Annotated in this window: 25 protein-coding genes and 1 tRNA gene; 16 read left to right on the top strand and 10 right to left on the bottom strand. The window is 41.7% G+C overall.

The window, feature by feature from the left end; all coding sequences use genetic code 11:
* Position 1: 1 nt before the first annotated feature.
* The 7 genes from ABJF11_RS09115 (at position 2) to ABJF11_RS09085 (ending at position 5,477) form a co-directional block, all read left to right on the top strand.
* Positions 2 to 1,426, top strand: coding sequence for a glutamate synthase subunit beta (locus ABJF11_RS09115; RefSeq protein ID WP_348119500.1), 1,425 nt, complete (start codon positions 2 to 4; stop codon positions 1,424 to 1,426).
* A 246-nt stretch (positions 1,427 to 1,672) separates the two neighbouring features.
* On the top strand, positions 1,673 to 2,200 hold the full coding sequence (locus ABJF11_RS09110; RefSeq protein ID WP_348119499.1) for an RNA polymerase sigma factor: 528 nt from the start codon (positions 1,673 to 1,675) through the stop codon (positions 2,198 to 2,200).
* A gap of 3 nt (positions 2,201 to 2,203) precedes the next feature.
* Positions 2,204 to 2,770 carry a hypothetical protein gene (locus ABJF11_RS09105; RefSeq protein ID WP_348119498.1) on the top strand — a complete coding sequence of 189 codons (567 nt, stop codon included), beginning with the start codon at positions 2,204 to 2,206 and terminating at the stop codon, positions 2,768 to 2,770.
* A 32-nt stretch (positions 2,771 to 2,802) separates the two neighbouring features.
* The gene (locus tag ABJF11_RS09100; protein ID WP_348119497.1) at positions 2,803 to 3,291 is read left to right on the top strand and encodes a DUF6265 family protein; all 489 of its coding nucleotides are present in this window, start codon (positions 2,803 to 2,805) and stop codon (positions 3,289 to 3,291) included.
* A gap of 8 nt (positions 3,292 to 3,299) precedes the next feature.
* Positions 3,300 to 3,698, top strand: a complete 399-nt coding sequence (locus ABJF11_RS09095) for a VOC family protein (protein WP_348119496.1) — start codon at positions 3,300 to 3,302, stop codon at positions 3,696 to 3,698.
* Between the two features lie 63 nt (positions 3,699 to 3,761).
* On the top strand, positions 3,762 to 4,256 hold the full coding sequence (locus tag ABJF11_RS09090; RefSeq protein WP_348119495.1) for a MepB family protein: 495 nt from the start codon (positions 3,762 to 3,764) through the stop codon (positions 4,254 to 4,256).
* A gap of 114 nt (positions 4,257 to 4,370) precedes the next feature.
* On the top strand, positions 4,371 to 5,477 hold the full coding sequence (locus ABJF11_RS09085) for an alpha/beta hydrolase-fold protein (protein WP_348119494.1): 1,107 nt from the start codon (positions 4,371 to 4,373) through the stop codon (positions 5,475 to 5,477).
* A 48-nt stretch (positions 5,478 to 5,525) separates the two neighbouring features.
* Here ABJF11_RS09085 and ABJF11_RS09080 read toward each other — a convergent pair whose 3' ends face one another.
* Entirely contained in the window at positions 5,526 to 6,665 is a 1,140-nt protein-coding gene (locus tag ABJF11_RS09080; RefSeq protein WP_348119493.1) for a cystathionine gamma-synthase, read from the bottom strand.
* Positions 6,666 to 6,820: 155 nt separating this feature from the next.
* Between ABJF11_RS09080 and ABJF11_RS09075 the strand changes: the two genes are divergently transcribed.
* Positions 6,821 to 7,492, top strand: a complete 672-nt coding sequence (locus tag ABJF11_RS09075; RefSeq protein ID WP_348119492.1) for a VTT domain-containing protein — start codon at positions 6,821 to 6,823, stop codon at positions 7,490 to 7,492.
* On the opposite strand, the gene ABJF11_RS09070 is transcribed toward ABJF11_RS09075, so the two are convergent.
* Together ABJF11_RS09070 and ABJF11_RS09065 are read right to left on the bottom strand one after the other, a co-directional pair.
* Positions 7,482 to 9,089 carry a mechanosensitive ion channel domain-containing protein gene (locus ABJF11_RS09070; RefSeq protein WP_348119491.1) on the bottom strand — a complete coding sequence of 536 codons (1,608 nt, stop codon included), beginning with the start codon at positions 9,087 to 9,089 and terminating at the stop codon, positions 7,482 to 7,484. The genes ABJF11_RS09075 and ABJF11_RS09070 overlap by 11 nt on opposite strands.
* A 27-nt stretch (positions 9,090 to 9,116) precedes the next feature.
* Entirely contained in the window at positions 9,117 to 10,022 is a 906-nt protein-coding gene (locus ABJF11_RS09065) for a prolyl oligopeptidase family serine peptidase (protein WP_348119490.1), read from the bottom strand.
* Between the two features lie 359 nt (positions 10,023 to 10,381).
* Here ABJF11_RS09065 and ABJF11_RS09060 point away from each other — a divergent pair, with 359 nt between their 5' ends.
* The 4 genes from ABJF11_RS09060 to ABJF11_RS09045 all read left to right on the top strand — a co-directional run bounded on the left by ABJF11_RS09060 (position 10,382) and on the right by ABJF11_RS09045 (position 15,127).
* A complete protein-coding gene (locus tag ABJF11_RS09060) occupies positions 10,382 to 11,821 on the top strand; it encodes a BatD family protein (protein ID WP_348119489.1) in 1,440 nt (479 codons plus the stop codon).
* An 80-nt stretch (positions 11,822 to 11,901) separates the two neighbouring features.
* Entirely contained in the window at positions 11,902 to 12,984 is a 1,083-nt protein-coding gene (gene aroC / locus ABJF11_RS09055; protein ID WP_348119488.1) for a chorismate synthase, read from the top strand.
* A 55-nt stretch (positions 12,985 to 13,039) separates the two neighbouring features.
* Positions 13,040 to 14,449, top strand: a complete 1,410-nt coding sequence (locus ABJF11_RS09050; RefSeq protein WP_348119487.1) for a dicarboxylate/amino acid:cation symporter — start codon at positions 13,040 to 13,042, stop codon at positions 14,447 to 14,449.
* Positions 14,450 to 14,527: 78 nt separating this feature from the next.
* Positions 14,528 to 15,127, top strand: coding sequence for a NifU family protein (locus ABJF11_RS09045; protein ID WP_348119486.1), 600 nt, complete (start codon positions 14,528 to 14,530; stop codon positions 15,125 to 15,127).
* 125 nt (positions 15,128 to 15,252) lie between these two features.
* Here ABJF11_RS09045 and ABJF11_RS09040 read toward each other — a convergent pair whose 3' ends face one another.
* The 4 genes from ABJF11_RS09040 to ABJF11_RS09025 form a co-directional block, all read right to left on the bottom strand.
* Positions 15,253 to 16,260, bottom strand: coding sequence for an acetamidase/formamidase family protein (locus ABJF11_RS09040; protein ID WP_348119485.1), 1,008 nt, complete (start codon positions 16,258 to 16,260; stop codon positions 15,253 to 15,255).
* 114 nt (positions 16,261 to 16,374) lie between these two features.
* Complete coding sequence (locus ABJF11_RS09035) at positions 16,375 to 17,919, bottom strand: aldehyde dehydrogenase family protein (protein ID WP_348119484.1); 1,545 nt, start codon at positions 17,917 to 17,919, stop codon at positions 16,375 to 16,377.
* Between the two features lie 118 nt (positions 17,920 to 18,037).
* Positions 18,038 to 19,528 carry a Do family serine endopeptidase gene (locus ABJF11_RS09030; RefSeq protein WP_348119483.1) on the bottom strand — a complete coding sequence of 497 codons (1,491 nt, stop codon included), beginning with the start codon at positions 19,526 to 19,528 and terminating at the stop codon, positions 18,038 to 18,040.
* Positions 19,529 to 19,672: 144 nt separating this feature from the next.
* On the bottom strand, positions 19,673 to 20,110 hold the full coding sequence (locus tag ABJF11_RS09025; protein ID WP_348119482.1) for an Hsp20/alpha crystallin family protein: 438 nt from the start codon (positions 20,108 to 20,110) through the stop codon (positions 19,673 to 19,675).
* Positions 20,111 to 20,407: 297 nt separating this feature from the next.
* Between ABJF11_RS09025 and ABJF11_RS09020 the strand changes: the two genes are divergently transcribed.
* Positions 20,408 to 20,481: transfer RNA gene (locus ABJF11_RS09020), tRNA-Asn, on the top strand.
* Positions 20,482 to 20,560: 79 nt separating this feature from the next.
* Here ABJF11_RS09020 and ABJF11_RS09015 read toward each other — a convergent pair.
* Together ABJF11_RS09015 and ABJF11_RS09010 are read right to left on the bottom strand one after the other, a co-directional pair.
* The gene (locus tag ABJF11_RS09015; protein ID WP_348119481.1) at positions 20,561 to 20,923 is read right to left on the bottom strand and encodes a hypothetical protein; all 363 of its coding nucleotides are present in this window, start codon (positions 20,921 to 20,923) and stop codon (positions 20,561 to 20,563) included.
* Between the two features lie 818 nt (positions 20,924 to 21,741).
* Complete coding sequence (locus tag ABJF11_RS09010) at positions 21,742 to 21,984, bottom strand: hypothetical protein (RefSeq protein WP_348119480.1); 243 nt, start codon at positions 21,982 to 21,984, stop codon at positions 21,742 to 21,744.
* A gap of 228 nt (positions 21,985 to 22,212) precedes the next feature.
* Between ABJF11_RS09010 and ABJF11_RS09005 the strand changes: the two genes are divergently transcribed.
* Positions 22,213 to 22,908, top strand: coding sequence for a helix-turn-helix transcriptional regulator (locus ABJF11_RS09005; RefSeq protein WP_348119479.1), 696 nt, complete (start codon positions 22,213 to 22,215; stop codon positions 22,906 to 22,908).
* A 232-nt stretch (positions 22,909 to 23,140) separates the two neighbouring features.
* Positions 23,141 to 24,148: a ferrochelatase gene (gene hemH, locus ABJF11_RS09000; RefSeq protein WP_348119478.1), complete on the top strand. Its 1,008-nt coding sequence runs from the start codon at positions 23,141 to 23,143 to the stop codon at positions 24,146 to 24,148.
* Here the strand turns inward: hemH and ABJF11_RS08995 are convergent.
* The gene (locus tag ABJF11_RS08995) at positions 24,145 to 25,272 is read right to left on the bottom strand and encodes a cysteine desulfurase family protein (RefSeq protein ID WP_348119477.1); all 1,128 of its coding nucleotides are present in this window, start codon (positions 25,270 to 25,272) and stop codon (positions 24,145 to 24,147) included. The two genes, hemH and ABJF11_RS08995, sit on opposite strands and share 4 nt — an antisense overlap.
* Positions 25,273 to 25,408: 136 nt before the next feature.
* Between ABJF11_RS08995 and ABJF11_RS08990 the strand changes: the two genes are divergently transcribed.
* Complete coding sequence (locus ABJF11_RS08990; protein WP_348119476.1) at positions 25,409 to 25,777, top strand: response regulator; 369 nt, start codon at positions 25,409 to 25,411, stop codon at positions 25,775 to 25,777.
* The last annotated feature ends 27 nt before the right edge of the window (positions 25,778 to 25,804 follow it).

Raw genomic sequence — 25,804 nt, 5'->3', positions numbered from 1 at the left:
TATGGGACAGGTAGATGGATTTTTGACGTACGAAAGACACAGCCTCGAATATGAGGAGGTTGATAAAAGGACTCAGCATTATAAGGAATTTGTGAAGCCCGTCTCAGCCGAGGAGACCAACGAACAAGCCGCTCGTTGTATGGATTGTGGTATTCCTTTCTGTCATAGTGGATGCCCATTGGGCAATAAAATTCCTGATTTCAATGATGCGGTATTCCGCAATGAATTCAAAGAGGCTTGGGGTATTCTAAAAAGCACCAATAACTTTCCAGAATTTACAGGCCGGATATGCCCGGCACCCTGTGAGGGTTCCTGCGTATTGGGATTGAACAATGATCCTGTCAGCATTGAGCATATAGAAAAAACGATCGCTGAAGAGGCCTTTGCACAAGGATGGGAAACCTCTCATACTGTAAAATTTAAATCCGGAAAGTCCGTCGCAGTGATTGGATCAGGGCCTGCGGGACTGGCTGCAGCAGATCAGCTATGTAAGCAGGGACATCAGGTGACTGTGTTCGAACGAGATACTCAGCCAGGTGGACTATTGAGATTTGGGATTCCTGATTTCAAATTGGAAAAATCTGTAGTCGAGAGAAGAATACGCTTGATGGAAGACTCAGGAGTTAAGTTCGAATGTGGGGTTGAGATTGGCCGTGATATTACAGCAAAAGAGATTGAAGACAAATTTGATGCTGTGGCTCTTTGTACTGGAAGTACTGTAGCTCGAGATTTGCCGATACCCGGAAGAGCATTAGGAGGTATTCATATGGCGATGAAATTCTTGAAAAATTCAAATAAAGTAGTGTCAGGCGAAGAGTTGGAAATAGTACCAGAATTGGATGCTAATGGCAAAAATGTAATTGTAATCGGTGGTGGAGATACAGGCTCTGATTGTGTAGGTACATCCATTCGTCAGGGAGCCAAAAGCGTTACCCAGATTGAACTATTGGATCAACCTTCTGAATCCAGATCCGAGGACAATCCCTGGCCAGAATGGCCCATGATATTGAGGACGTCTACCTCCCAAAAAGAAGGCTGCGAAAGAAATTGGTCGGTACTCACCAAGGAATTTATCGGAGATGATAAAGGTCAAGTGACTGGCTTGCGTGTGGTGAATGTAGAATGGATTGATAAGAATGCTTTCAAATTTGAAGAGATAGAAGGTACCGAACGTATTCTACCATGCGAACGAGCCTATTTGGCTATTGGCTTTATGCACCCTCAGAAAGAGGGACTGCTTGAGCAGCTGGGTATTGAAACAGATCCGCGTGGCAACATCAAAGATGAAATGTATCGCACTAACAAGGAACATGTATTTGCAGCCGGGGATTGTCGTAGAGGTCAGTCTCTTGTCGTATGGGCCATCAGTGAAGGACGTAAGGCGGCTTATTCGGTCAATAAATTTTTGACCGCAGAAGTAGTTTAGAAAAAATGCTAAGTAGTTTTCTTATATAGAAGTTGGAACGGACTTCAATATTATATTGGAAGTCATTTGTTGGATAAAACCTCGATCCCTATTGGTTAGGGGATCGAGGTTTTTTGATTTTAGGCCAAGAAAAACAAATCAATTGGAGGCCTTTATTATCTACATTGTGATTGATGCCCAACAAAATAATTACACTCTCATACAACCTTTTTGCTACCTAACGCCACTAAGTAGTAAATTGAATCTATGGAAGACGACAAGCTTATTGATGCTTTCTTATCAAGTAGAAGTGATGAGGACTTTCGGCAGCTTTATCGAAACCGAACTCCCGCCTTGTACCAGATGGCGTTGCGACTGACGGCTGATCAATTGGATGCAGAAGAACTGGTACAACAAACTTGGGTGATAGCCATCGAGAAAATCAGGCACTTTCAAAGAAGGTCCACGCTCAAAACCTGGCTTACAGGCATTATGATTAATCTGCTCAAAGAGAAAGTCAGAAAGGAAGTCAGTCAAAAAAAAACACTCGAAAGGAAGGGAATTTCTCAACCTCAAATTAGTTCGACCAGCCTAGATGCGATTGATCTTGAAAACGCTATTAAATCACTGCCAATCGGATATCGACAAATTCTAATTCTTCACGATATCGAAGGCTATACGCATAAAGAAATTGGTGAAATGATGGATATCTCCGACGGCACAAGCAAGAGTCAGCTCTTTCGAGCGAGAGGTATTCTTAGAAATGAATTGTATGATAACTACAAAACCCAATGAGTAATGGATGATAAACTAACTAACGAAGAGCGAACTCTCTTTGACTCATTGTCTAAAGAAGCGTCACCGCCCTCATTCCTCGAGGAAAAAATAGTGAACGAATTGAAAGAAAAATCATTGATAAACGAAAGCGATATGAAAATGACTAATATGAAACCCTGGATAGCGGGAATAGCTGCATCGATACTATTTTTTGTTAGTGGATATTATACAGGCAATAGCGGGACTGATGAGGTTGCGGAAATATCATCAGGCTATATTTTGTTGCTTCATGAGGACGAAAGATTTCAACCTGACGGCGGCGAAATTGAAATATTTGCAGAATATGCTGCTTGGATGGGAAAAATGATGCTCAGCGGTATCAGCATTACCGGAAACGAACTGTCCCCTGAGACCACTACATGGGTTAGTTCTCAAAACGAAAAAATCGAAGAGAGCACAGACAAAATATCGGGTTATTTCATTATCGGTGTCGAGGACAGGGTGAAAGCGCAAGAAATAGCACTTTCCTCTCCCCATATAAAATATGGAGGCACCGTAGAATTGATAAAATTATCCGAAAGGAATTAACTAAATTTCCACAAAATCAATTCTCTATACTTATGAAAAGTGCCATATATCAACTTGCTTTGACTTTGTTCCTAATGATTACTTGCGCCTTCCAGGGTGCATGTCAGACCATTGAAAATCCAGATATCACCGATTTCGGCTGGCTTGCTGGCAATTGGGTCGGCGATGGCTTCGGAGGAGTATCTCAGGAGGCCTGGACTGAGCCGAGTGCTGGCAGTATGATTGGGAGCTATAAGCACTCTAAAGAAGGCAAAGTCACTTTTTATGAAATTCTGCATATCTCTAAGATTGATGGAGAATTTCGCCTTCGGCTCAAACATTTCAATCCCGATCTCACAGGATGGGAGGAGAAGGATAAATTCGTCGAATTTCCTTTTGTAAGTGCCACTCCTACTAAGATCGAATTCAAAGGGCTCATCTATGAGCTCGTGGAAAAGGATAAAATGGAAATCCAACTAAAGCTAAATCGTGGAGGAGAAATCAGCACTGAGATCTTTCACTTTGAAAAAAAATCCATTTAGAAACTGGCATGCAGCAGCTAACTCTTATTACTCTGGTCGTGGCAGAATATGACGAAGCCATAGATTTTTACATCAAAAAACTAGGATTTGAACTGATTGAAGATACTCCACAATCTGACACCAAACGGTGGGTAGTGGTAAAACCTCCTGGGTCTGCACAGTGTGGTTTACTATTGGCAAAGGCTGTAAATGATGAGCAGAAGAGTCGAATTGGAAATCAGACCGGAGGCCGAGTATTTTTGTTTTTCCATACAGATGATTTCAAGAGAGATTATAATGTATACGTTCAAAATGGAGTTGAAATCGTGAGACCACCAGTAGAGCAACCCTATGGAATGGTAGCCGTTTTTGCTGATTTATATGGCAATAAGTTTGACTTGATAGAACCAATGACTTCTGTGACTTAATATTGCAAGTGCCCTTCAATTAAATATTGGACTTTGGAGGTAACTATCATTGGATTTTATTTCATGAAAGAATCGCAAATCAAAATCGAAGAACTTCTCAAAAAATCTAACGGATTTGAATTCTCCAACCATAGAGAAGAACCTGAAAGCCAAGACTATTGGGCGAGTACTTACGAGCTAAACAGATTGAAAATAAGATTCCGTAAGGCTAAAATCACTCCAAATAAAAATGGACAATTCGTAACAATTTGGAAGAGGCTACCGAATGGTCCCATTACTCCCTTTCATCAAAATGATGAGGTAGATCTGGTAGTAATATTGGTAGAAAAACGAGGTAAGCTTGGACAATTTGTATTCCCGAAAACTGTGCTGTGCAGTAAGGGTATTTTTAGTACTGACACGCTCGAAGGCAAACGTGGCATTCGAGTATATCCACCATGGGATGTGCCACAAAGTAAGCAAGCCATGAGAACTCAGGCGTGGCAAATCAACTATTTTCTCGACCTTGAGAAGACTTGTGACCATTCTAAAGCTGCAGCACTTTATCTGCAGGTCTAATCCCAAAATTCTCCGATTACTGCAATCCAGCCTTTCCTATCGACCTTCTGGGCTGAAGTGATTGCAAGAATATTTATAGAATGTTAGATTTCGGTCAATATATTCTGAATTGAGATGAAGACACTTTTTCATATCCTTCTAACTATTGTCTTTGGCAATGAACTCTGGGCGCAAAGCCGAACGGAAATACAGCATAAAATTGCCTCTGAAATACTAATGGAAAACCGATATATCACGGTCGGCCTACCCAAGTACTACGAATCAAGTGTTGAAAATTACGGAGTCGTTTATGTACTTGATGGTGAATATGCTTTTGATTATGCCCAGGGAGCAGTGTCATTTCTTTCAAATGCTTTTGGTCATATGCCTCCACTACTGGTAGTGAGTATTCCCAATGTGGATCGCGTACGAGATATGTATGTTAACTATGAAGTGGACGGCGGATATCTCAACTTTCTTGCCTTTATCAAAAGAGAACTAATGCCTTTTATCAATCAAAATTATCGAACTAATCAATTCGATATTCTTTATGGCTGGTCTTCCAGTTCTAATATCAATATGCAATTTTTGGCCAATGATCCGGATTTGTTCGATGCACATATTCAAACAGGCACAGGCATTGGTGCGAAGACCGCTGCCTACTTCAATGAAAAGCTACCCCAAAATACGTACGAAAAATGCTATCTCTATGCAAGTACCGAAAAAGGCCCAAGAGTACCCGGACTTCTGAAATATGAACAGGTGGTAAAACAAGCAGAGAGAGAAAACCTTACTTATAAGTTTCAGATTTTGGATGACGCATCTCATGTAGGAGCCATTACAGAAGGACTTTATGAAGGGCTAAGATTCATATTTGATGAATTTTATATTCCTGATACTATAGTGGTCAAGGGGAAAAATGAAATCTTAGATTACTATTACGAGATTGACGAGCGGTACCATTTTGAAATAAAAATTCCTGAAGGGGCTATAGGGGAATCCGCCGGACTGCTATTTCAGGCAGGCAATCCTGATGACGCTATTGCGCTGCTCAGACATGGGATGAAACTCCACCCTCATTCTTATGACTTGCCGGGTACCTTGGCTGAGGTATATGAGTATTTGGATAAAAAAGATTTGGCGGCAGAGCTTTATTTGAAAGCCTCTCAAAAGGCAAAAACGGATAGCCCAAGCTACCAGAAGTACAAACATTTATACGAAAAGGTGAAGGTTGCTAAATAAAAAAGCCTGGCTGAATAATCAGCCAGGCTTTGCTTGTAATTTTTTTTATTACGCCAATGCCTTCTCCAAATCTGCAATCAAATCTTCCACATCCTCTATACCTACACTTAGTCTGATCAGAGAATCCTTTAAGCCGGCAATTAAGCGTTCTTCTCTTGGAATAGCAGCGTGGGTCATACTTGCTGGATGTCCTACAAGGGACTCTACTCCACCGAGCGACTCGGCTAAGGCAAATAATTTGAGTTTTTCCATCACCTTGATGGCATCATCGATTTTGTCGTTTTTCAAAACAAATGAAATCATACCACCAAAATCCCGCATTTGCTTTTTGGCAATATCATGATTTTTGTGCTCCTCGAAGCCTGGCCAATAGACCTCTCCGACTTTAGGATGCGACTTTAGAAAGTGGGCTATTCTGCGACCATTTTCACAGTGACGCTGCATTCTGATATGTAAAGTTTTGATCCCCCTTAGGGCTAGAAAACAATCCATTGGACCTGTAACTGCACCGCTAGAGTTTTGGATAAAAGCGAGCTTCTCTTTTAGCACGTCATTATTGGTCATCAGACATCCCATGACCACATCAGAATGGCCAGAGAGGTATTTTGTGACCGAGTGAATGACCACGTCTGCCCCAAGATCTAATGGATTTTGAAGGTAGGGCGTCGCAAAAGTATTGTCTACGCAAAACATAGAACCAAACTTCTTACAGACACCGGATAGACCCTTGATATCAATAATATTCATCATTGGGTTGGACGGGGTCTCCGCCCAAACCATCTTAATTTTATTTGAGAAATGTTCTGAAATCCTATTTAAGTCCCGCATGTCGATAAACTTAAATTTGATTCCAAAATCCTGATAAATCTTGGTAAAAATTCGGTAGGTTCCTCCATAGAGGTCATTAGAAGCTAAGACCTCATCTCCAGGTTTCAACAATTTGAGAATGGCGTCCGTTGCAGCCAGACCGGAAGCAAAACACAGGCCGTGCTTAGCATTTTCAAGAGCTGCCAGGTTTGTTTGAAGTGCGTCTCTGGTTGGATTTTGAGTCCTTGAGTATTCATATCCCTTGTGATGACCTGGCGAAGGTTGTACGTAGGTGGAGGTCTGATAGATTGGAGTCATAATTGCTCCAGTGGTTGGATCCGGTTCTACCCCGGCATGAATGGCCTTAGTACCAAATTTCATAATTTCTTAATTTTATATTCAAATGCATGCTTAATCGAAATAAAGGTCATCTCGATAGGTGCACTATAATTTAAATAATTCTCCTGTGATTTTGAGCGACAAATGTAATCAATATCGCATATTCGCCATGATTTTCGCTTAGACTATTTTATTCCTTGAATAACTACAAAATTTCTTTTTTTCTTAATAGACAGAATGCCATTTTCTTTCTGATGTCATGGATGACATTTTTGCCATGGGTCTCTACAGCCGGAGTTTCAGTCCTGGCAATGACTCATGAAGCATGGATCAATGGTTTTTCGGAGGGCGAGTGGGCATTGTTTTTTCTACTCAGCGTTTTCACCATGGGTTTGGCTATTACCCCGACTACGTTTATTTCGCTGCTTTGTGGTTACTTTTTGAGCTGGCATGCAGTGATTCCAGTCATTCTCTGTTATCAGCTGGCCTCACTTATTGGATACTATTTGGCGCGACCGGTGGATCAACAAGCGGTGGACTGGATCAAGCAAAAATATCCTAAATCAAACATGGTTTTTCAGAATGTTGAAAAGGAACAATGGTTGACTACACTTCTGGCTAGAATATCACCAGTTTTACCTTTTGGCCTAATGAACGTTGTGCTATCCGTGGCAGAGGTCAGAATTGTGCCCTTTTTATTCGGAGGCCTGCTTGGAATGCTGCCGCGAACCCTATTTTTCATTTGGCTGGGTACTCAGGCTCCGGTTTTAATGAAGGCTTTGCAAACAGGAGATCAGTTTATCTGGCTCGTCCTACTCAGCCTCATAGGTATCTTCGGACTGTACAGAGTGCTTTTCGCTAAGCGTTGAAGTAGTCATTCATTTTGGTGTTAAGGTCCTTTTTGTCACTAATGTATCCTTTGCTATGATTTGGATGACCCGGCATATTCTCTACGTGCAAGGTTTGAGTAGGATAGGCAAATTCAACCCCAAAGTACTCAGCCAGTCTGAGTATTTCCAATAAAATCTCCTGTCTGAATTTGAGCTCATCTGTCCATGTTGGAGCTTCAAAAAAGATGTAGAACAATATGTCTAAGGAGTGCGCTCCGAGCTCATTGAAATGGATTTCATATTTCTCCTTGTTGGTCTTTGGATGTTTCATCATAACCTTTTTCAAACCCTCTACAAATGCTTCGATCAAATTAGGAGGCGTGTCATATTTGATTTGAATGATTGTTCGGAATCTACGCATCTGACGTAGCCCATTGTTGTCTATCGTGCTATCTGCCAGCTGACCGTTAGGGACATAGACCACAGAATTTCTAAATGTTCGGATACGAGTTGAACGGAAGCCCACCTCTTCTACAGTTCCATCTATTTCACCCGATACTATCCAATCCCCAATTTGAAATGGCTTATCCACAAAAATCATTAGCGACCCAAAGAAATTTTTAATCGTATCCTGAGCTGCCAAAGCAAAAGCAAGACCGCCAATCGAGAGACCAGTCAGCAGTGGTAAAATAGGTACATCCAGACTGTCAAGGATGACTAGACCACCAATGACCACAATACTAACACGCAGTACCTTTCTTACGAGCGGGACTAGCTGGTCATCTAATGTACTTTCTGTACGACTGACATACCTGCCAAGGTAGACATCTACAATGTTGGTCAACTGATATAAAGCAATCATTCCAAACAGTGGTATCAATGCTTTCAAGGCAAGCACTACGTAGAACCCGACTAGTTGTGGTAATTCCAAACTGGGGTATAGCGCACCAATAAAGAAGAATACCATGAGCATACCTACCGGCCGAGCCACGGGTAAGATAAACCTGCTTCCTAGTTTTCTGTTGTCGATATTGTCCAGAAGCTGAATCAGCAATCGTCCAAAAATCAGAGTAAAAATGTAGCGGATAAAAAAGCATGTTGCCAAAAACAGTACAACCCCCAACCACTGCCAAAGCTTCAACCCAAGAAAGTGTGCGTTGAGACCGGTTTTTTCCAGTTCGATTCCAATCCAGGATTTAGGATCAAATTTGTACAACTCTTCATGCACATCGCTTATTGATTCGAGTACCTGCGATTGAAATTGCCATAGTCCACGCCTCTTTTCTAAATAAATCTCTGGGTATCGATCATTAATTATATAGCGGTTGCCGTTGAGCAGGGAGTCAAAATGATTAGGGTTGGTTGGCACCTGATCAAAAAAGATGACTATACCGGCTCCCTCAAATACCTGCTTGAGCTGCTTTACATATTCTATTTTTTGAGCCAGATTTAGCCTCGGAGCATTGAAAACTATTGCTGCTAATTCTGGATTATATTCACCTATCGCTGTATTGTTCTCAAAAGTTTTGAGTGTCAAATAGGGAGTTCCTAGCTTGCTGGTAAGCGAATCTTTTGGTTGAGCCATCAGTCCGATGGAGAATAAAAAGACCAGACCTGTTAAGACGGTATATCGCATAGTTGTAAGAATAATTCTGGTGCAAAGTTATTTGCTGAACAGCAAAAACCAATTATAAATGTCTTCTCCTTCATACACTCGCTTCCAAGTGTCGTGACCCATGTCAGATTCTATAGTAAAACGTACTTTGTGACCTAGGCGCTCTAGTTCATTGAGGCCGGGATAAAAATATTTTACCGGTACCGCCTGGTCACGTCCTCCAGCGAAGCACCAGATGGGCATTTTGCTTTCTGCCAGTGATTTCATCAGATCTGTATGCCCCCATCCCACAACCGGGTTGATCGCAGCAAATAGGTCAGGATATTTACTACCCATATACCAAGTCCCAAATCCTCCATAGCTTAGGCCAGTTAGATACACTCTTTTTTTATCAGATTGGTAATTTTGATGTACATGATCCATCATATTGAGAAGGTCATCTTCCAATTGCTCCCAACCCATGGGAGGCCCCAGGTCTTGAAAAGGATAATTAGATTCTGCTGCACTCCCATTCATAGGCAATTCTGAACCCCATTTCTCTTCTCGGTCTGGTGTCCCTGTGGTTAGCTGTCTGGGCAACTGATCTATTGTTCTATCAGATAAGTAATCCGAGTAGGCATCTCTGCCAAACATAGGCAATTGAGGTCCGATAATGATAAACGGGAGCTCTCGTTTTTGAATCCATGCCTCATATAGAGGTCCATGCACCATCACAAAATCGAGCTCTGAAGTCCCGTCTCCTCTTTCCCCATTACCGTGCAAGAAGAGTATGACTGGCCATTTTCTATTAGGCTGGTCAGAATAGCCTTTTGGCAAATAAATAAGAAATTCTCTTTCTGATTGGTCAACTGTACTTTTAAATGGGATTCTCTGTAGTGTTTGAGTTTTAGAAATTAAAGGAAGAGAACAACAGATCAAAAGCAACAGGCAGAACTTTGTTTTTATAGATTTCATTGGAGTAGCAACAATAAAAAAGCTCCGATCGCGGAGCTTATATTTTTTTGAATTAATTCAAATCAAAATGTTTATTTAAAATACTTAGGTATAAATGGCCGAATTTATCGTAACACCATTTCCTCAGAGCGTCAAGCTCTTTACCAACTAGCATGATTGCTTTAGCTAGCTCCTTGTCAAACAAATTTTTATCAAAACTGACTTTTGAAAGAATTGTTTTAGAATATTCCAACATGTACAAGTGGTTTGTTAAAAAACATTAAACATTAAACCTGACGGCACGTTCTGCCGTCCTACAAATTGCACCTTCAAAATACGAAATATCGGTTAGATTTGCAATTTTAATACCTCAAACGAACATGCGGAAAGTTGGTTTTTTATTCCTTGTTGTTTTATTGTTGACAAGCCTGGTATCGGTAGGCCAGCAAGTGTCCATAGAACCGGGTCCTGATCAAATAGCGAGCAACCAGGCGTTTACAATTACGCTCACAGTAAAAAATGCTCGTCTGGAGAGTTATTCTCCCTTTCCCGATATCCCAGGATTTGTCAAACGAGGTACTTCCTCCTCCTCCTCGACCAATTTTGTCAATGGTCGCCGGAGTTCGTCCCAGAGTATTATTCAAAACTATGTTGCGACCGCAGAAGGTGAGTTCATTCTAAAACCCTTCGAGATGGAAGTAAATGGTCAAAAAATAGCTGTAAAAGGAAAAAAAATCAAGGTTGGACCACCAGCTCAGCGCAGACAGCGCAACGATCCATTTGGTAGCGATCCATTTCAAGATTTTTTCGGTCGACAAAATGCTCCTCAAGAGTTTGTGGATGTAAAAGCAGATGCTTTTCTGGCGCTGACCACCGACAAGTCATCGGTATATCCGGGAGAAGGCTTTACACTCACATTGGCGTTCTATGTAGCCGGTAATAATCGTGCAGACATGAGGTTTTATGAGCTGAGCAAGCAGATTCCTGATATTGTCAAAAAAATAAAACCCGCGAATTGTTGGGAAGAGAATTTCAATATCGATAATATTTCTGGTGAGCCAGTAGAGATTAATGGAGAGAACTATACGCAATTCAAAATCTATCAGGCGGCTTATTATCCACTCAATGATGAAACCATTTATTTTCCCAAGGTTGGCTTGGAATTGATCAAATATAAAGTGGCGAAGAACCCAACATTTTTTGGAAGAAACAAACAGGAGGAGTTGGTGACATTTGAGACTAAAGCTAAGCAAGTTAGAATCAAAGAACTACCCCCACACCCGCTCAAAGAAAGTGTAACAGTTGGAAATTACAGGCTAAAGGAGAAAATTTCAAGTCAAGAATTGCGCACTGGCGAAAGCTTCAATTATTCGTTTGATGTGGTAGGAGAAGGAAATATTTCTGCTATACGAGAACCACGACTCACCGAAGACGACAATTTCGATATATACTCTCCAAACATCAGACAAGACATCAGCAGAGGCCATGGCAAGGTGCGTGGCACCAAATCATTTAGCTATTATGGTATACCAAACGAACCGGGTGACTACCCACTGGGAGACTACCTGCAGTTTATCTATTTTAATGTAAAGACAGAGACCTATGATACGCTCAAGTCAGAAATAGTATTGACTGTGACAGGAGAAAGCAAAAAAAATGAATACATCTTGTCCAATGATATGGGGTCATTTTATGACGCGATCGATATCGAAGATAATGAGTTGCAGCCTCTTGACGCAAAAGATCGACTGAGATCTGTCGCTAACATTGCCATATTTGTATTGATAGGTATGGTTGCATTAGCAATATTCAAAAAATAGCACTTCCAGTCAGCAAAAAAGCATTCCTCAAGAGAATTTGACCTAATTTTGATTTCATTAGGTATTTAAATTTTTTTTTGATGAGCAATTCATTCGGGTCTTTATTCAAGATCACCACTTTTGGAGAATCACATGGTAAGGCCATAGGAGTCACTATAGATGGATGTCCCGCTGGAATAGAGGTGGACGAATCCTTTATCCAATCCGAGCTGGATAGAAGGCGTCCTGGTCAATCAAAAATCACAACTCAAAGAAAGGAACCGGATGGTTATGAAATTCTTTCCGGGGTATTCGAAGGCAAAACCACAGGCACTCCCATCGCCTTGGTCATCCGCAATACGGATCAAAAAAGTAAAGATTACACGCATATTGCAAAGTCCTATCGACCCTCTCACGCAGATTTTACCTATCAGGAAAAGTATGGGATCAGAGATTATCGAGGCGGAGGCCGCAGCTCTGCAAGAGAGACTGCCGCTAGAGTAGCCGCTGGCGCCATTGCCAAACTGGCACTACGTCAGCTCGGGATTTCTACACAAGCATACGTATCACAAGTCGGCGAACTAAAAACTGAGAAGAGTTATTTGGAATTGGACCTTTCCAAAACAGAAGATAATATTCTACGGTGTCCAGATGAGTCCGTCGCAGATGATATGATCAACTTCATAGATCAAGTCCGTAAGGATGGAGATACCGTTGGAGGTGTGATCACTGGCGTGATTACCGGTACGCCAGTGGGCCTCGGCGAGCCTGTATTCGATAAACTGCATGCCAGGCTTGGGGCAGCCATGCTCGGTATCAATGCGGTGAAAGGCTTCGAATATGGGAGCGGATTTGAGGGCGCAAAGATGAAAGGCTCTGCACATAATGATCTGTTTGAAAAGCAAGGCAAAGAGATCACAACAAAAACTAACTTGTCAGGCGGGATTCAAGGCGGCATAACCAACGGTCAGGACATTTACTTCAATGTGGCATTCAAACCGGTAGCTACCATCATGAGAGACCAAGAATCGGTCGATCAGGATGGAAATTCTACGACGGTATCAGGAAGAGGACGTCACGACCCATGTGTAGTCCCGAGAGCGGTTCCAATTGTCGAAGCCATGGCAGCACTTACAGTACTTGATTTTTATCTTCTGCATCAGTCCACAGTCCTAAAAGGTTAGTATCTTGGCAAATTAATCTTGTCCGATTAATCAATTTTTTTAAACATACACAAGAATGAAAAATTTACCGCTCCATGTTAAAATTGTAATTGGGCTTGTCCTAGGTGTAATCTGGGCATTTATATCAAGTGCTCTAGGTTGGAACGCTTTTACAATTACCTGGATAGATCCATTCGGAGTCATATTCATTCGATTATTAAAATTTATAGCAGTGCCGTTGGTATTGTTTTCCATTATTAGTGGAGTATCGGGGTTATCTGATGTGTCGAAGTTGGGCAGATTGGGTGGGAAAACTCTGGGAGCTTATCTCATCACTACCGTGGCTGCTGTAGGATTGGGTCTGCTGCTTGTAAATATGGTGAAGCCTGGTGATTTTGTAGAAGAAAATCAGCGCGTTAAAAATAGAATTTCTTTTGAATTGTGGCTTGAAGGTGAAGGCATGGGGCTGCCTCATGATGGACAATCCTACCTCAGTGATCCAAAATATGCACACTTGATCACTGATGCTCAGAAGGCCAATCAACTTTCAGAAAAAGACAAGGCAGAAGTAGCCAAGCGAATGGCTAGTGCTCAGAAGCAAAAAGATGTAAGCCCACTTCAGTTCATCGTAGACATGGTGCCAGAGAATGTTGTCTTATCTATCTCTAACAACGGACTCATGCTACAGGTCATTTTCTTCTCCATTTTTTTCGGGATCACATTAGTGATGGTGCCGGAAGAAAAGAAGAAACCTGTCGTCGATTTCATCCATAGCATCAATGAGGTCTTCTTAAAAATGGTGAATATGGTGATGGGAGCAGCTCCTTTCTTTGTGTTTGCCTTACTGGCCGGCGTGATCGCAAAAATGGCGGATACACCAGCGGAGGTTTTCGAAATCTTCCTGGGCCTCGGTTCCTACTCACTGACATTAGTAGCAGGTTTATTCTTTTTGGTTTTCGTTTTTTATCCATTGATCATCAAAATTTTTGTACCAAAAATTTCATATAAAGAATTCTTCAAAAATATTAGTCCTGCACAGTTTCTGGCCTTTTCTACCAGCTCAAGTGCCGCAACACTTCCTGTCACTATGGAGTGCGTAGAGGACAACATGGGAGTTTCTAAAAACATCTCAAGTTTTGTATTGCCTGTCGGTGCCACTGTCAATATGGATGGTACAAGCTTGTATCAGGCCGTAGCCGTGGTATTTCTGGCACAACTTCATATGGTAGACCTTACTTTTACCCAGCAGCTGGTCATTGTCCTTACCGCAACGCTGGCATCTATCGGAGCCGCTGCTACACCAAGTGCCGGACTCGTCATGATGATTATAGTATTGCAGTCTGTAGGTCTAAATCCTGCATGGGTTGCTATCATTTTCCCAGTAGATCGTATCCTCGACATGTGTCGTACAGTAGTGAATGTAACGGGTGATGCCACAGTCTCCACCTTGATCGCCAAGAGTGAGGGCGAGTTGAATAAGTATTAAATATCTTAATCTTCGAAGAACCAAACAAAGAACACCGGTGTTTCGTATCTTTGTATTCTGATATTAGAAGAAAAGATTATGGCAGAAGCAGTAGCAAACACTCCGGTAAATATATATTTCGAATCAAACCCGAATCCAAACACGCTTAAGTTTGTAGTCAATTTCATGTTGGTTCCGGAAGGCACCAATTATGACTATCCGGCTCTTGAACGTGCGACTAACTCTGAGTTGGCTCAAGAGCTGTTTACATTTCCGTTTGTGACAGGTGTATTCGTGATGAGCAATTTTATTACGGTGTCTAAGGATGAATCTACAGAGTGGGAAGAAGTCAGAGATGGAATCAAAGAGCACATCAAAAGCTATTTGGAATCCGGCAAACTGGCGGTAAACCTTTCTGAACCTTATGCTGAGCCAAAAAAGGACGAAGCAGCTAAAGTTCCAACATCTGATCTGGACGAAAATATCAAAGGCATTTTGAATGAGTACATCCGACCTGCAGTAGAGCAGGACGGAGGAGCGATTGATTTCCACTCTTTCGAAGATGGCAAGGTCAAGGTTGTACTACAAGGTGCGTGTAGCGGATGCCCTTCTTCTACGCTTACACTAAAGGCAGGTATTGAAAATCTCTTGAAGAGAATGGTGCCTGAAGTGCAAGAGGTTGAGGCAATTAACGGGTAATTAGCCTACCACATCATTGCATTTCACGGGGATGCCTATCATTTAACATCACGTGAAGAGAATTTCGCATTGTGTTTATTCAATGAGATTAGCCCACAAGGGCAAAAACAACTGCATGGGCTCTCCTATTTCATTCCCAACACTTCTTTGGATACGTGCATGGTGACTAGCATATGTGGTACGTCGACCACTTCGGCTATTTTCAGATCGCCTGCAAGAGAGCAAAGCATATAAGCATCCTCCTCAGTCAGCCCGTGTTCGGCGACAAGGTAGGTGATCATGTACTGAATGGCCTTGCGTGTCGCTTGATCTATTGTGGTACCGAATGCCGTGACAGCATAATAATCATCAGTTTCGTATTGCGGTTCCTGGATGAAATTCTTCTCACCTTTTAAAAGATTCAGCTCAAAAACAAACCTCATGGGAGACTCCACTGCAGTCCCACACACTTCTCCCAAACCCTGGACGGCATGGGCATCTCCTATGGAGAACAAGGCCCCTTCAACAAATACAGGAAAATAGACAGTAGTACCTTCTACTAAGTTGGGGTCATCCATGTTACCACCATTTGCTCGAGGTGGGATGGTAGACAGGAGGGAATCAGTATCTGGTGCCACCCCCATCACTCCCGCAAAAGGACGAGTGGGGATTTTTATTTTGTCGGAAAAATGGATCAGTTTATCAGTACTGTCAATCTTAAAAGTTCTGAGATATGGTTCTGTATATACATCAGCTAAATAACCAAAACCAGGGAAGATAGCCGACCAACCCCAGTTGCCCACTTCAATTTTGTGTATGGTGACTGCCAGTACATCCCCTGGCTGAGCACCTTCTACATAGATGGGGCCTGTGAGTGGATGGATGGGCTCGAAAGATACTTCGGCTAAATCGTCTAAGTTAGAATCTACAGTCAGCTGAGCATCTGTGGCTTCTTCTGTGAATGCTTCTACCACTGCCCCGCTCGGCACGTTTAATACTGGCGGGATTGTACTGCTCCATTTGTTGTGTTTTTGTGTGGTAGGTAGTGTGTACTCAGGTGTTACCTCTTGCGTTTTCTCTACTACTGGCTCCTTGACGGGCTGCTGACAGCCGAGCAGGATCAATGCTAATGTTAGAATGGATAGTCTTTTCATAGACTAAATATACTGAACATTGTAAGGATAGAAAATCTAATGTGTGGACAAAAAAAATAGCACTGGATTAATATCCAGTGCTATTTTCGATTTTGTATTGCCAATTAGGCTCTTTTAGAATTCGAATTTGATTCCTTGTGCCAATGGTAAGTCAGCTCCAAAATTGATGGTATTGGTCTGACGTCTCATATAAACTTTCCAAGCATCTGAGCCGGACTCGCGTCCTCCACCAGTTTCTTTTTCGCCACCAAAGGCTCCCCCGATTTCAGCACCTGAAGTTCCGATGTTTACATTAGCGATTCCGCAATCCGACCCACCGTGAGAAAGGAACATCTCTGATTCTCTCATATTCTGAGTCATGATAGCCGAAGAAAGACCTTGTGGTACATCGTTTTGAATTCCGATTGCTTCCTCTAATTCTTTGTACTTGATCAAATAAAGAATAGGGGCGAAAGTCTCGTGTTGTACAATTTCGTAGTGGTTTTCAACTTCGAAAATAGCCGGCTTTACATAGCAGCCTGATTCGTATCCTTCTCCTGACAGTACCTCTCCGTCTACGACTGTTTTAGCACCTTCCGCTTTTGCTTTTGATATAGACTCTGTGTACATGTCTACTGCTAAAGTGTCGATCAGTGGCCCAACGTGATTGGATTCATCAAGTGGGTTGCCAATTTTTAACTGGCCATAGGCGCTTTGCAATTTTGATTTCACATCTTCATAAATGTCTTCATGGATGATCAATCTACGAGTAGAAGTACATCTTTGACCGGCTGTGCCGACTGCGCCAAATACTGCGCCGATAAGAGACATATCCAGGTCTGCATGTTTAGAAATAATGATAGCATTGTTTCCACCTAGCTCAAGCAATGCTCTTCCAAGCCTTGCTCCTACAGCTTCTCCTACAGCTTTACCCATTCGTGTAGAACCTGTAGCCGAGACTAAAGGAACACGTTTATCATTTGACATGAGCTGTCCAATTTTAGCATCTCCAATGATGAGATTGTTTACTCCCTCAGCGATACCATTGGCTCTGAATACCTTGTCAGTGATATGCTGGCAAGCAATCGCCGTAATAGGCGTTTTTTCACTTGGTTTCCAAAGGCATACATCACCGCAAACCCAGGCTAGTGCACTATTCCAAGCCCAAACAGCGACTGGGAAGTTGAAAGCAGAAATAATACCTACAATCCCCAGTGGATGATACTGTTCGTACATTCTATGGCTCGGTCTTTCCGAGTGCATAGTCAGACCATACATTTGTCTTGAAAGCCCTACTGCAAAGTCGCAGATATCAATCATCTCTTGTACTTCGCCAAGGCCTTCTTGATATGACTTACCCATTTCATAAGAAACCAGCTTGCCGAGGTCTTCTTTCTTTTCGCGAAGCGCTTCGCCTACTTGTCTTACTATTTCTCCTCTTTTGGGTCCTGGTACAAGTCTCCATGATTTGAACGCCTCAGAGGCGGTTTGAATGATTTCTTCATAAGTCTCTTCTGAACCAGAAGTTACTTTTCCGATAAGCTTCCCATCTGCTGGAGAATAGGATTCTATTACTGCACCATTGGACTGGATCCATTTGGACCCTGTGCTAGATCCCATATTGAGCTCTTCTATTCCAAGATTTTTTAGTGCTTGTTCGATGCCGAATTTATCTGCCATTTTTGTGTTATTTAGCGTTTCCGCAAAAATAGGTTATCCTATCAATTAATATGATTGTTACAAAAAAAATCCCTGTCAAGCAGGGATTATGTTAAAATAGTATCAAATGTGTGGCGTATTACCAACCCATACCATAATAGGCTTTTTCTCCATTTTCGTATACACCTTCTACCAGCAAGCCTGAGCCATCACTTGTGCTTGACAGTGCTCGAGACAAATCCTCTACAGAAAGAATGGGTCGCTTATCTACTCTGGTCACAATGAACCCGCTTTTGATTCCAGCCTCTCTCCATTTGCCTGGCTCTACCTTTAGCAATTTGGCACCGCCTTCCAGATTTAGCTTTTCCTTTTCTTCTTTAGATAGGTCCGCGAAGGTTCCTCCCCTAATAGTCATGTTGTTGGAGGAGGCTATGGTCGTGGTAGTTCCCAGCGTATTTTGCAAGGTGGCGGTCACGGTTTTCTTTTTGCCGTCTCGTATTAAAGTCACTTCTATTTTGTCACCCGGACGGTTGAGTGCCACTTTCTCCTGTAGCTCGGATGTTTTCACTACTTTCTCTCCGCCAATGGCGATGATCACATCACCATTTTTGATTCCGGCATCCTCTGCACCACTGTTAGGATTTACGTTGATTACATAGACACCCTCAAGAACACCCAAATTTTCTTCCTCTGCTAGCTGAGAGTTGACATCGCGGATGTTTATACCCAGGAGGGCTCGTTGTACCACACCGAATTCTTTTAGATCAGCCAGTACCTTATCTACCAGATTGGAAGGCACGGCAAAAGAATAGCCTGCGTACGTTCCTGTCGGGGTGGCAATGGCGGTATTGATACCTACCAATTCGCCCCTAAGATTGACGAGGGCACCGCCAGAATTTCCAGGATTAACCGCTGCATCAGTTTGTAGAAATGACTCGATCTGAAGATTATTTCTGTTTCGCAAAATATTGATGTTTCTTCCTTTTGCGCTAATGATACCAGCGGTCACAGTGGATCTGAATTCAAAAGGGTTTCCGACTGCAAGCACCCATTCTCCAATTTGAACTTGATCAGAATTTCCCACTTTGATAAACGGCAATCCGGCAGCCTCTATTTTTAGCAACGCCAAGTCTGTGGTTGGGTCCGTCCCAATGATTTCTGCTTTGTAGGTTCTATTGTCATTGAGAAGAACCTCGATCTCAGTGGAATTTTCGATCACATGGTTATTGGTGGCAATATAACCGTCCTCGCTGATGATGACTCCGCTACCGCTTCCCATAGATGGGCGCTGTTGTGATTGGCCACCACCTTGAGGGTCGCCGAAAAATTCCTTGAAATATTGATCAAAGGGGCTTGATCCTCCAGCGACAGTGCTGTTACCTTTAAATGTACTACGGATATGTACTACACCCGGTGTGACGGCTTTCGCCGCGTAGACAAAATTGAGACCTTCCGGTACAATCATGGCTGACGAATCCAGACCGTAATTAGAAAAACGCACTGGCTGATCTGTAGATTGTATGATCGTTGCGGGCTGCTCAGTCCTGATGAGCTCGTAGCCGCCAAGTGCTACAATGCCTCCAAAGAGTGAGGCAAATATCATCCCTATATAAAATTGTCTGTTGTTCATATCTAAAGTCTTTTTGCTTTTCCGATTCAATAAACGTCAATTAAAATTAATGGATATTATTGTTAACAACATTTAACAAAAAACCCTGACGAACCAACCAGAGGTCAATTGTCAGGGTCATAACCAACCTCAACTAACTACTTACTACTTAATGGCGATGGTTTTCTTTTGAATTTTCTTCTCATCCTTAGGGATAATCACGTTCAAAAGTCCATCTTCATATTTTGCCTCCACCTTATCGGCGTTAATGTTGTCTGGCAGTTGAAACGATCGGCTAAATGATCCATATCTAGTTTCTACTGCGTGGAAGTTTTTCCCTTCTTTCTTCTCTTCAAATTTCCTTTCTCCACTTACTACAAGCTGGCCTTCGTTTAGGTCGATGTGAATCTCCTCTTTCTTGATGCCGGGAATGGCAAAGCTCAGTTCGAATGATTTATCCGATTCGGATATATCTACTTGTGGAGTAAAAGATTTTCCTTCAGTTGCGCCGCCATTAAATAAGCGATCGTTGAACAAGTCATCAAACAAACTATTTGTTGTGAATGTTCTTAGTGTTCTTGGGTTATACTTAATCAGTGACATATTTATTTTGTTTTTTGTTGATATTAAACTCTGATAGCCCAATTGCTAATGTTGTGCCAATGGAAATCGTAAAAGATAATAATGACACAATGTCTGTAAAACCTAATTTTTATTAAAATATCAAGACATAATGACTGGTTTATGAAAGCTCTAAGCTTACATGGTAGATTAAACGTTAGGTAATTGATGGCCTAAAACTTTTTTGAATACATGTATTGTAGAATTAAAAAGAAGCGGCTAATATTGCAGTCCCAAAATCAGGGAGTTATTCAAAAGTGAATGGCTAAATGACCAAATTCCTCTTTAGCTCAGTTGGTTAGAGCATCTGACTGTTAATCAGAGGGTCGTTGGTTCGAGTCCAACAAGAGGAGCTTTATTATCAGCCAGTTACATGTAAAAGTGTGACTGGCTTTTTTTCGAGGTGCTTAGAAATATTGAATTCTATTCTTTTTAATTCTGCTTTTCTCTTAGCAAGCTCAGTCTCTCTGCAAGATCAATTTTAAGCTTCTTAATGTGCTTTCTTTGGACGCCATTTGCTTTTCTTTCAGCATTCCCGAGTTCATAAAGCGCATCTCCAAAGAACTCTTCTGCCAAATCAAATTTTTCCTTGAACTCAGCACGTTTCCCTTTGTCCAGAGAATAATTGTACTTTTCAAAAATATTTTCTTTGTTACCAGAAACTAAAACAATGATTAAACCAATTATTGGACTGAGCAAAAGAGAAAAAAATAACGCTCCTCCAAATCCTACTTTCTTATCACTTCCTGCATACCCCACTATCAAAGAGAATACTATCCAAAGAACTATTACCATGATATGCTATTTTTAATTGTGAGTTTTCATAATAGTCTCAAAATGCTGAATTTTAATTTATGGCAAATTCTACACAAAGAAAAATGGATCAAGAGAAAAACTAGTTTGCTATGTCCCCTCATGAGAAATTTGGAGCGTAAAAAACTTAATAGGGTTGGGGTTTAAATACTTTTCCCTTCAGACAATTTAACCACCCCCCTCCCTAACGGCAGTGCATTATTCAATAATAATCATGTTGACTTAATCAATCGCTCTATCTGCTTCAAACCATCAGGCGACAAATTTTGCAATTGCTTCTGTGTAATTGTATTAATATTGATCTGATTATTCTGTTGTTTGATTTTTACATAGGGTCCATTAAAGACGTGCAAAAGTCTCAAGTATTTGACGAAAATTTTAAACCAATGACATTTAACGGTATGCTGGATGCGCTAAATTTTTCCGCAAAGTATGGTTATGAGCTTGATATGGCTTACCCAGTTACAATTGGAAATTCAATAGTGTATCATTACATTATGAAAGGATTAAGTTTTAATCAATTGTAGCCTAGAGAAAAGCCTACTTCATAAATTTGGAATTATGAGAATAATATTTGTAGCTTTTAAGACCTGTGTTTCCTTAATATCGGGTTGAGGTCAAACGGCTCTGCAGTATAACAATAAAAGATTATCAAAGAAGAAGCACCAAGATTATGAAGGAGTAATCACAGACTATACTAATGCTTTCAGCCAATATCCATCTGAGCACCTTTAAACAAAAGTAGGTCGGATGTATAAGCTAGCTCCTATGCTACCAAAAACTTGGCTCAGCTATTCACTCTAAAAACTTTGCCGCAGGATTTGCTTCAAGCCTTGGTACCAGCTTTCTTCGGCCAGGCTCCTTTTCTCTTTGAGACCGAGCCCTTCGTAGATTTCATGACAGGCGATCATTAGATTCTTCTTGTCGCGAATACCTTGTTCGACCATATCGAAGGCCTTTCGATTAGTTTCGGTAAGGTTACCATTTGAGACTACGAGTTGGTTTAGATTTTCGAATAGACTTTTCTGGTCTCCAGCGTTCATGAGATGCTATTTAGCGGTTGATTATTTGATTAAAACGTGCGTGTAGCTGCTGGCTATTTTGGTTGGCTGTCAGGCGGATGTATCTAGATGTTGCTCATAGACACTTCTTTAGATTCTAGCGCTTTAAGGATTGCCCTTGCTATATTTACGATTGTGCGACTAATATAAGTATAAATATTTCAACCAAAGAACAATAAGTATATAATAATATACTATAAATACTAAATTATGGACTTAGGTTTAATTAAAAGAATCTCTTCCCAGAAAAAAATAAAGCTTGATGATCTGGCAAAGATGGCTAATATTAAGCGTGCGACCTTTTTTAACTACCTATCGGGTAAGACTTCCATCCCTGCTGACTCGCTGAAAACTTTATCTGATATTTTAGACATTCCTATTGCTCATTTATATAATGAGTCCAATAATTTGGAATTGATGATGTCTAACGAACCCGAAATAGCTTACGCTTCTGGAATGAATACTTTTGAGATTCCTCTGGTTCACAAATTCATTAATTCGGATTTTTTATCCATGCATGGTGATGATGATTACCTAAAAAGTCTACCCAAGTTTCCTGTGTTGCTTGAGCAGCCGCTAAAAGGAAACTATCTATGCTTTGAGGTGGGGGATGACAGTATGTTTGATGGGACGCATAAAAGCAGGATGGCTGGTGATATAGTTCTAAGTCGAGAATATAAGAACCAAATAGAGGACCTAGATTTAAAAACCAACAGATACAATTTTCTAATCCTGCACAAGGAGGAGGGTCTGCTGATAAGGCGAATCGTCTCTTATAATGCTAATGAGAGAAACCTGACTCTCCGCTGTTTGAATGGTCAATATGAAGATTCGATTGTTTCTCAGAATGAGATTCTACGGATATTTGTAGAGATCAAATTGGTAAGCCGCAATACAGGAATCTAAGCCTGCTATCCAAAAAAAAATTCTGCTTTGTTGTCTAAAGCCATGCTATGCCCAAAAAGGCAGGATGTTTAACTCATTTGGCAATATTTGTAAATGAGCCGCCGCTACTTTAGCCAGTACATAATAATTAATTTTTCTCAAAATGCTGCTGGCTCCGGATGTTCACATCTGGAGCTTTTATTATTTGGCGGTATGCCACTTCTCGTCTTTCTTTGTCGTCTAATATCACACTATGGCAAAAAAAGGAATCCTACTCGTAAACTTGGGCACCCCAGATAGCCCGTCTGTAAAAGATGTGCGTACTTATCTGCGCGAATTTCTAATGGACGGTAGGGTGATAGATATACCTTTCCTATACCGATGGTTGCTGGTCAATCTTATAATCACGACTTTTCGCGGCCCGAAGTCTGCGAAGGAGTATCAAAAACTTTGGGAGGATCGAGGGTCACCGCTGAAGTTTTATGGTGAGGATTTGACAAAGGCTGTTCAGAAAGAGCTGGGCTCCGACTATGTCGTAGTATTGGGTATGCGCTATCAAAACCCTTCGATCCAGGTAGCGATTGATGAGCTAATGCGAAAAGGAGTCTCTGAAATCAAAGTAATCTCTCTATTCCCACAATATGCGTCAGCTACCAGTGGATCGGTAGTGGAGAAGGTCATGGATATTGTAAAGGGCTGGCAGGTGATCCCAAAGATCGAGTTTGAAGGACCGTTTTTCAATCATCCCAAACTTATAGAGGCCATCACTCAAAACGCTGAGAAGTGGATGAAGGAGCATGACTACGATCATTTCCTATTTAGCTATCATGGCTTACCCGAAAGACAGATTCTAAAATCTGGTATCGAAACTTGTAAGCTGGGAGATTGTTGCAATTCATGTGATCACAAAAATCAGTATTGCTATCGAGTTCAGTGTTTCGAGACTACCCGTTTAATTGCGAAGGCACTAGACCTGCCCGATGATCAGGTGACCACTGCATTTCAATCTAGATTGGGCAAAGACCCTTGGATCCAACCCTATACAGAAGACACACTCAAACGCTTGGCTGGTGAAGGTAAAAAAAATGTACTGGCTTTCTCTCCGGCTTTTGTGGCTGATTGTTTGGAGACTACTCTTGAGGTAGGAGAGACCTATCAGGAAGAATTCTTAGAGTTGGGTGGCGAGAGATGGGATTTGGTAGAAAGCCTCAACGTGCACCCCTCTTGGGTAGCATGCGTCTGCGATCTGGCCAGAAACTAGCCCATCAAATCTGCTAATACATCTACGGCATAGTCTACCTCTTCGCTGGTCGTATATTTAGAAAAAGAAAATCGTATTGCGCCGCGTTCAGGATCCACACCCAGTGCAGTGAGCACGTGTGAGCCTACGTTGGATCCACTAGCGCAGGCGCTGCCCCCTGATGCCGATACTCCTCGGATGTCAAGATTGAAGAGCAACATATCATTTTCGTCTGTGGCCGGTAGGCCGACATTGACGACAGAATAAAGGCTCTCATCCATCTCTCCAGAAAGACCATTGAACGTGACGTTGTCAATTTTTTCCTTTAGGCTCTCCATCATACGTTTTTTTAATCCGGTGATATGGTTTTTGTTTTGCTCCATGTCGCGGTAAGAAATCTCCAGTGCCTTAGCCAGGCCCACGACCCCAGCTACATTTTCTGTGCCCCCTCGCATGTTGCGTTCTTGTGCTCCACCGTGTATGAAGGGTCTGATTTTAGTTTCGTGATTGATATATAGAAATCCGCAGCCTTTAGGCCCGTAGATTTTGTGGGCTGCGCCTACTATAAAGTCAATTTTAAGTTCGCCCAGGTTGTGTTTATATTTCCCTATTGCCTGTACTGTATCTGAGTGAAAATAACCTTGGTTGGACTTTACCATTTCACCGATAGGTGAAAGGTCGATGAGATTACCAATTTCATTGTTGGCATGCATCAGGCTCACAAAAGACGGTGACTGCTGGAGCAACGACTCTAGGTGTGTGTGATCAATTCGTCCTTGCTGGTCTATATCGACGAACTTAAGTACAATGCGTCCTGTGGTTGCCAGATGCTCTAAGGTATGTAAGACGGCATGATGCTCCAGTTTGGAGGTAATGGCGGTCTTCAGTCCCATAGTCTCTATGGTACTACATATGGCAGTATTGTCGGCTTCTGTTCCGCCAGAGGTGAAGAAGATTTCCGCTGGTGAGGTATTCAACAAATCCGCAATTTTCTTTCTGCATTTTTCAATGGTAGATCGAGCCTGACGGCCGTGTGAGTGAATGGAGGATGGGTTGCCGAAATTCTCCATAAAGTATGGCGTCATAGCTTCAAATACCTCCGGGTCGACAGGAGTGGTGGCCGAGTTGTCTAAATAAACCTTCATTTGAACTTGTGATTTTTACAAAATTGCCCATTTTATTAGACAATACCGTTGTTTATTATTTTTCTATTAAGAATGAATTTGGTATCCCATTATTGATCAATAGAGATTATCTTTATGCATCTATTGAAAGATTGATATGGTGAAATATAGCTGTGTTTGTATCGATGATGATAAGATGTTCAATGAAATACTTGAACAGTATATCAAGCATGTGGACTTTTTGGAACTCTTAGGTACCTATAGCAACCCCATAGAAGGAGTGATGGCGATTGATAGGCTGAAGCCAGACTTGTTATTTCTGGATGTGGATATGCCCGAAATCAATGGCTTTACAACTATAGATGCACTGGAGCATAAACCAATGATCATAATGGTGTCCTCCCATTGGGAGCATGAGAAAGAACTCATGGAGGCCGGTGCTGCTAAGTTTGTGATGAAGCCTATTGTGAGTCCAGATCATTTAAGTCAGATTGTAAAAGAGGTGGTGGCCAAAGTGAAGGTATAACCCCATCTTCATTTCATTAATTATAAT

The organism is Reichenbachiella sp. (assembly GCF_039941815.1).
In the GTDB taxonomy this organism is placed as follows: domain Bacteria; phylum Bacteroidota; class Bacteroidia; order Cytophagales; family Cyclobacteriaceae; genus Reichenbachiella.
This window is presented reverse-complemented; position numbering and strand designations above follow the sequence as displayed.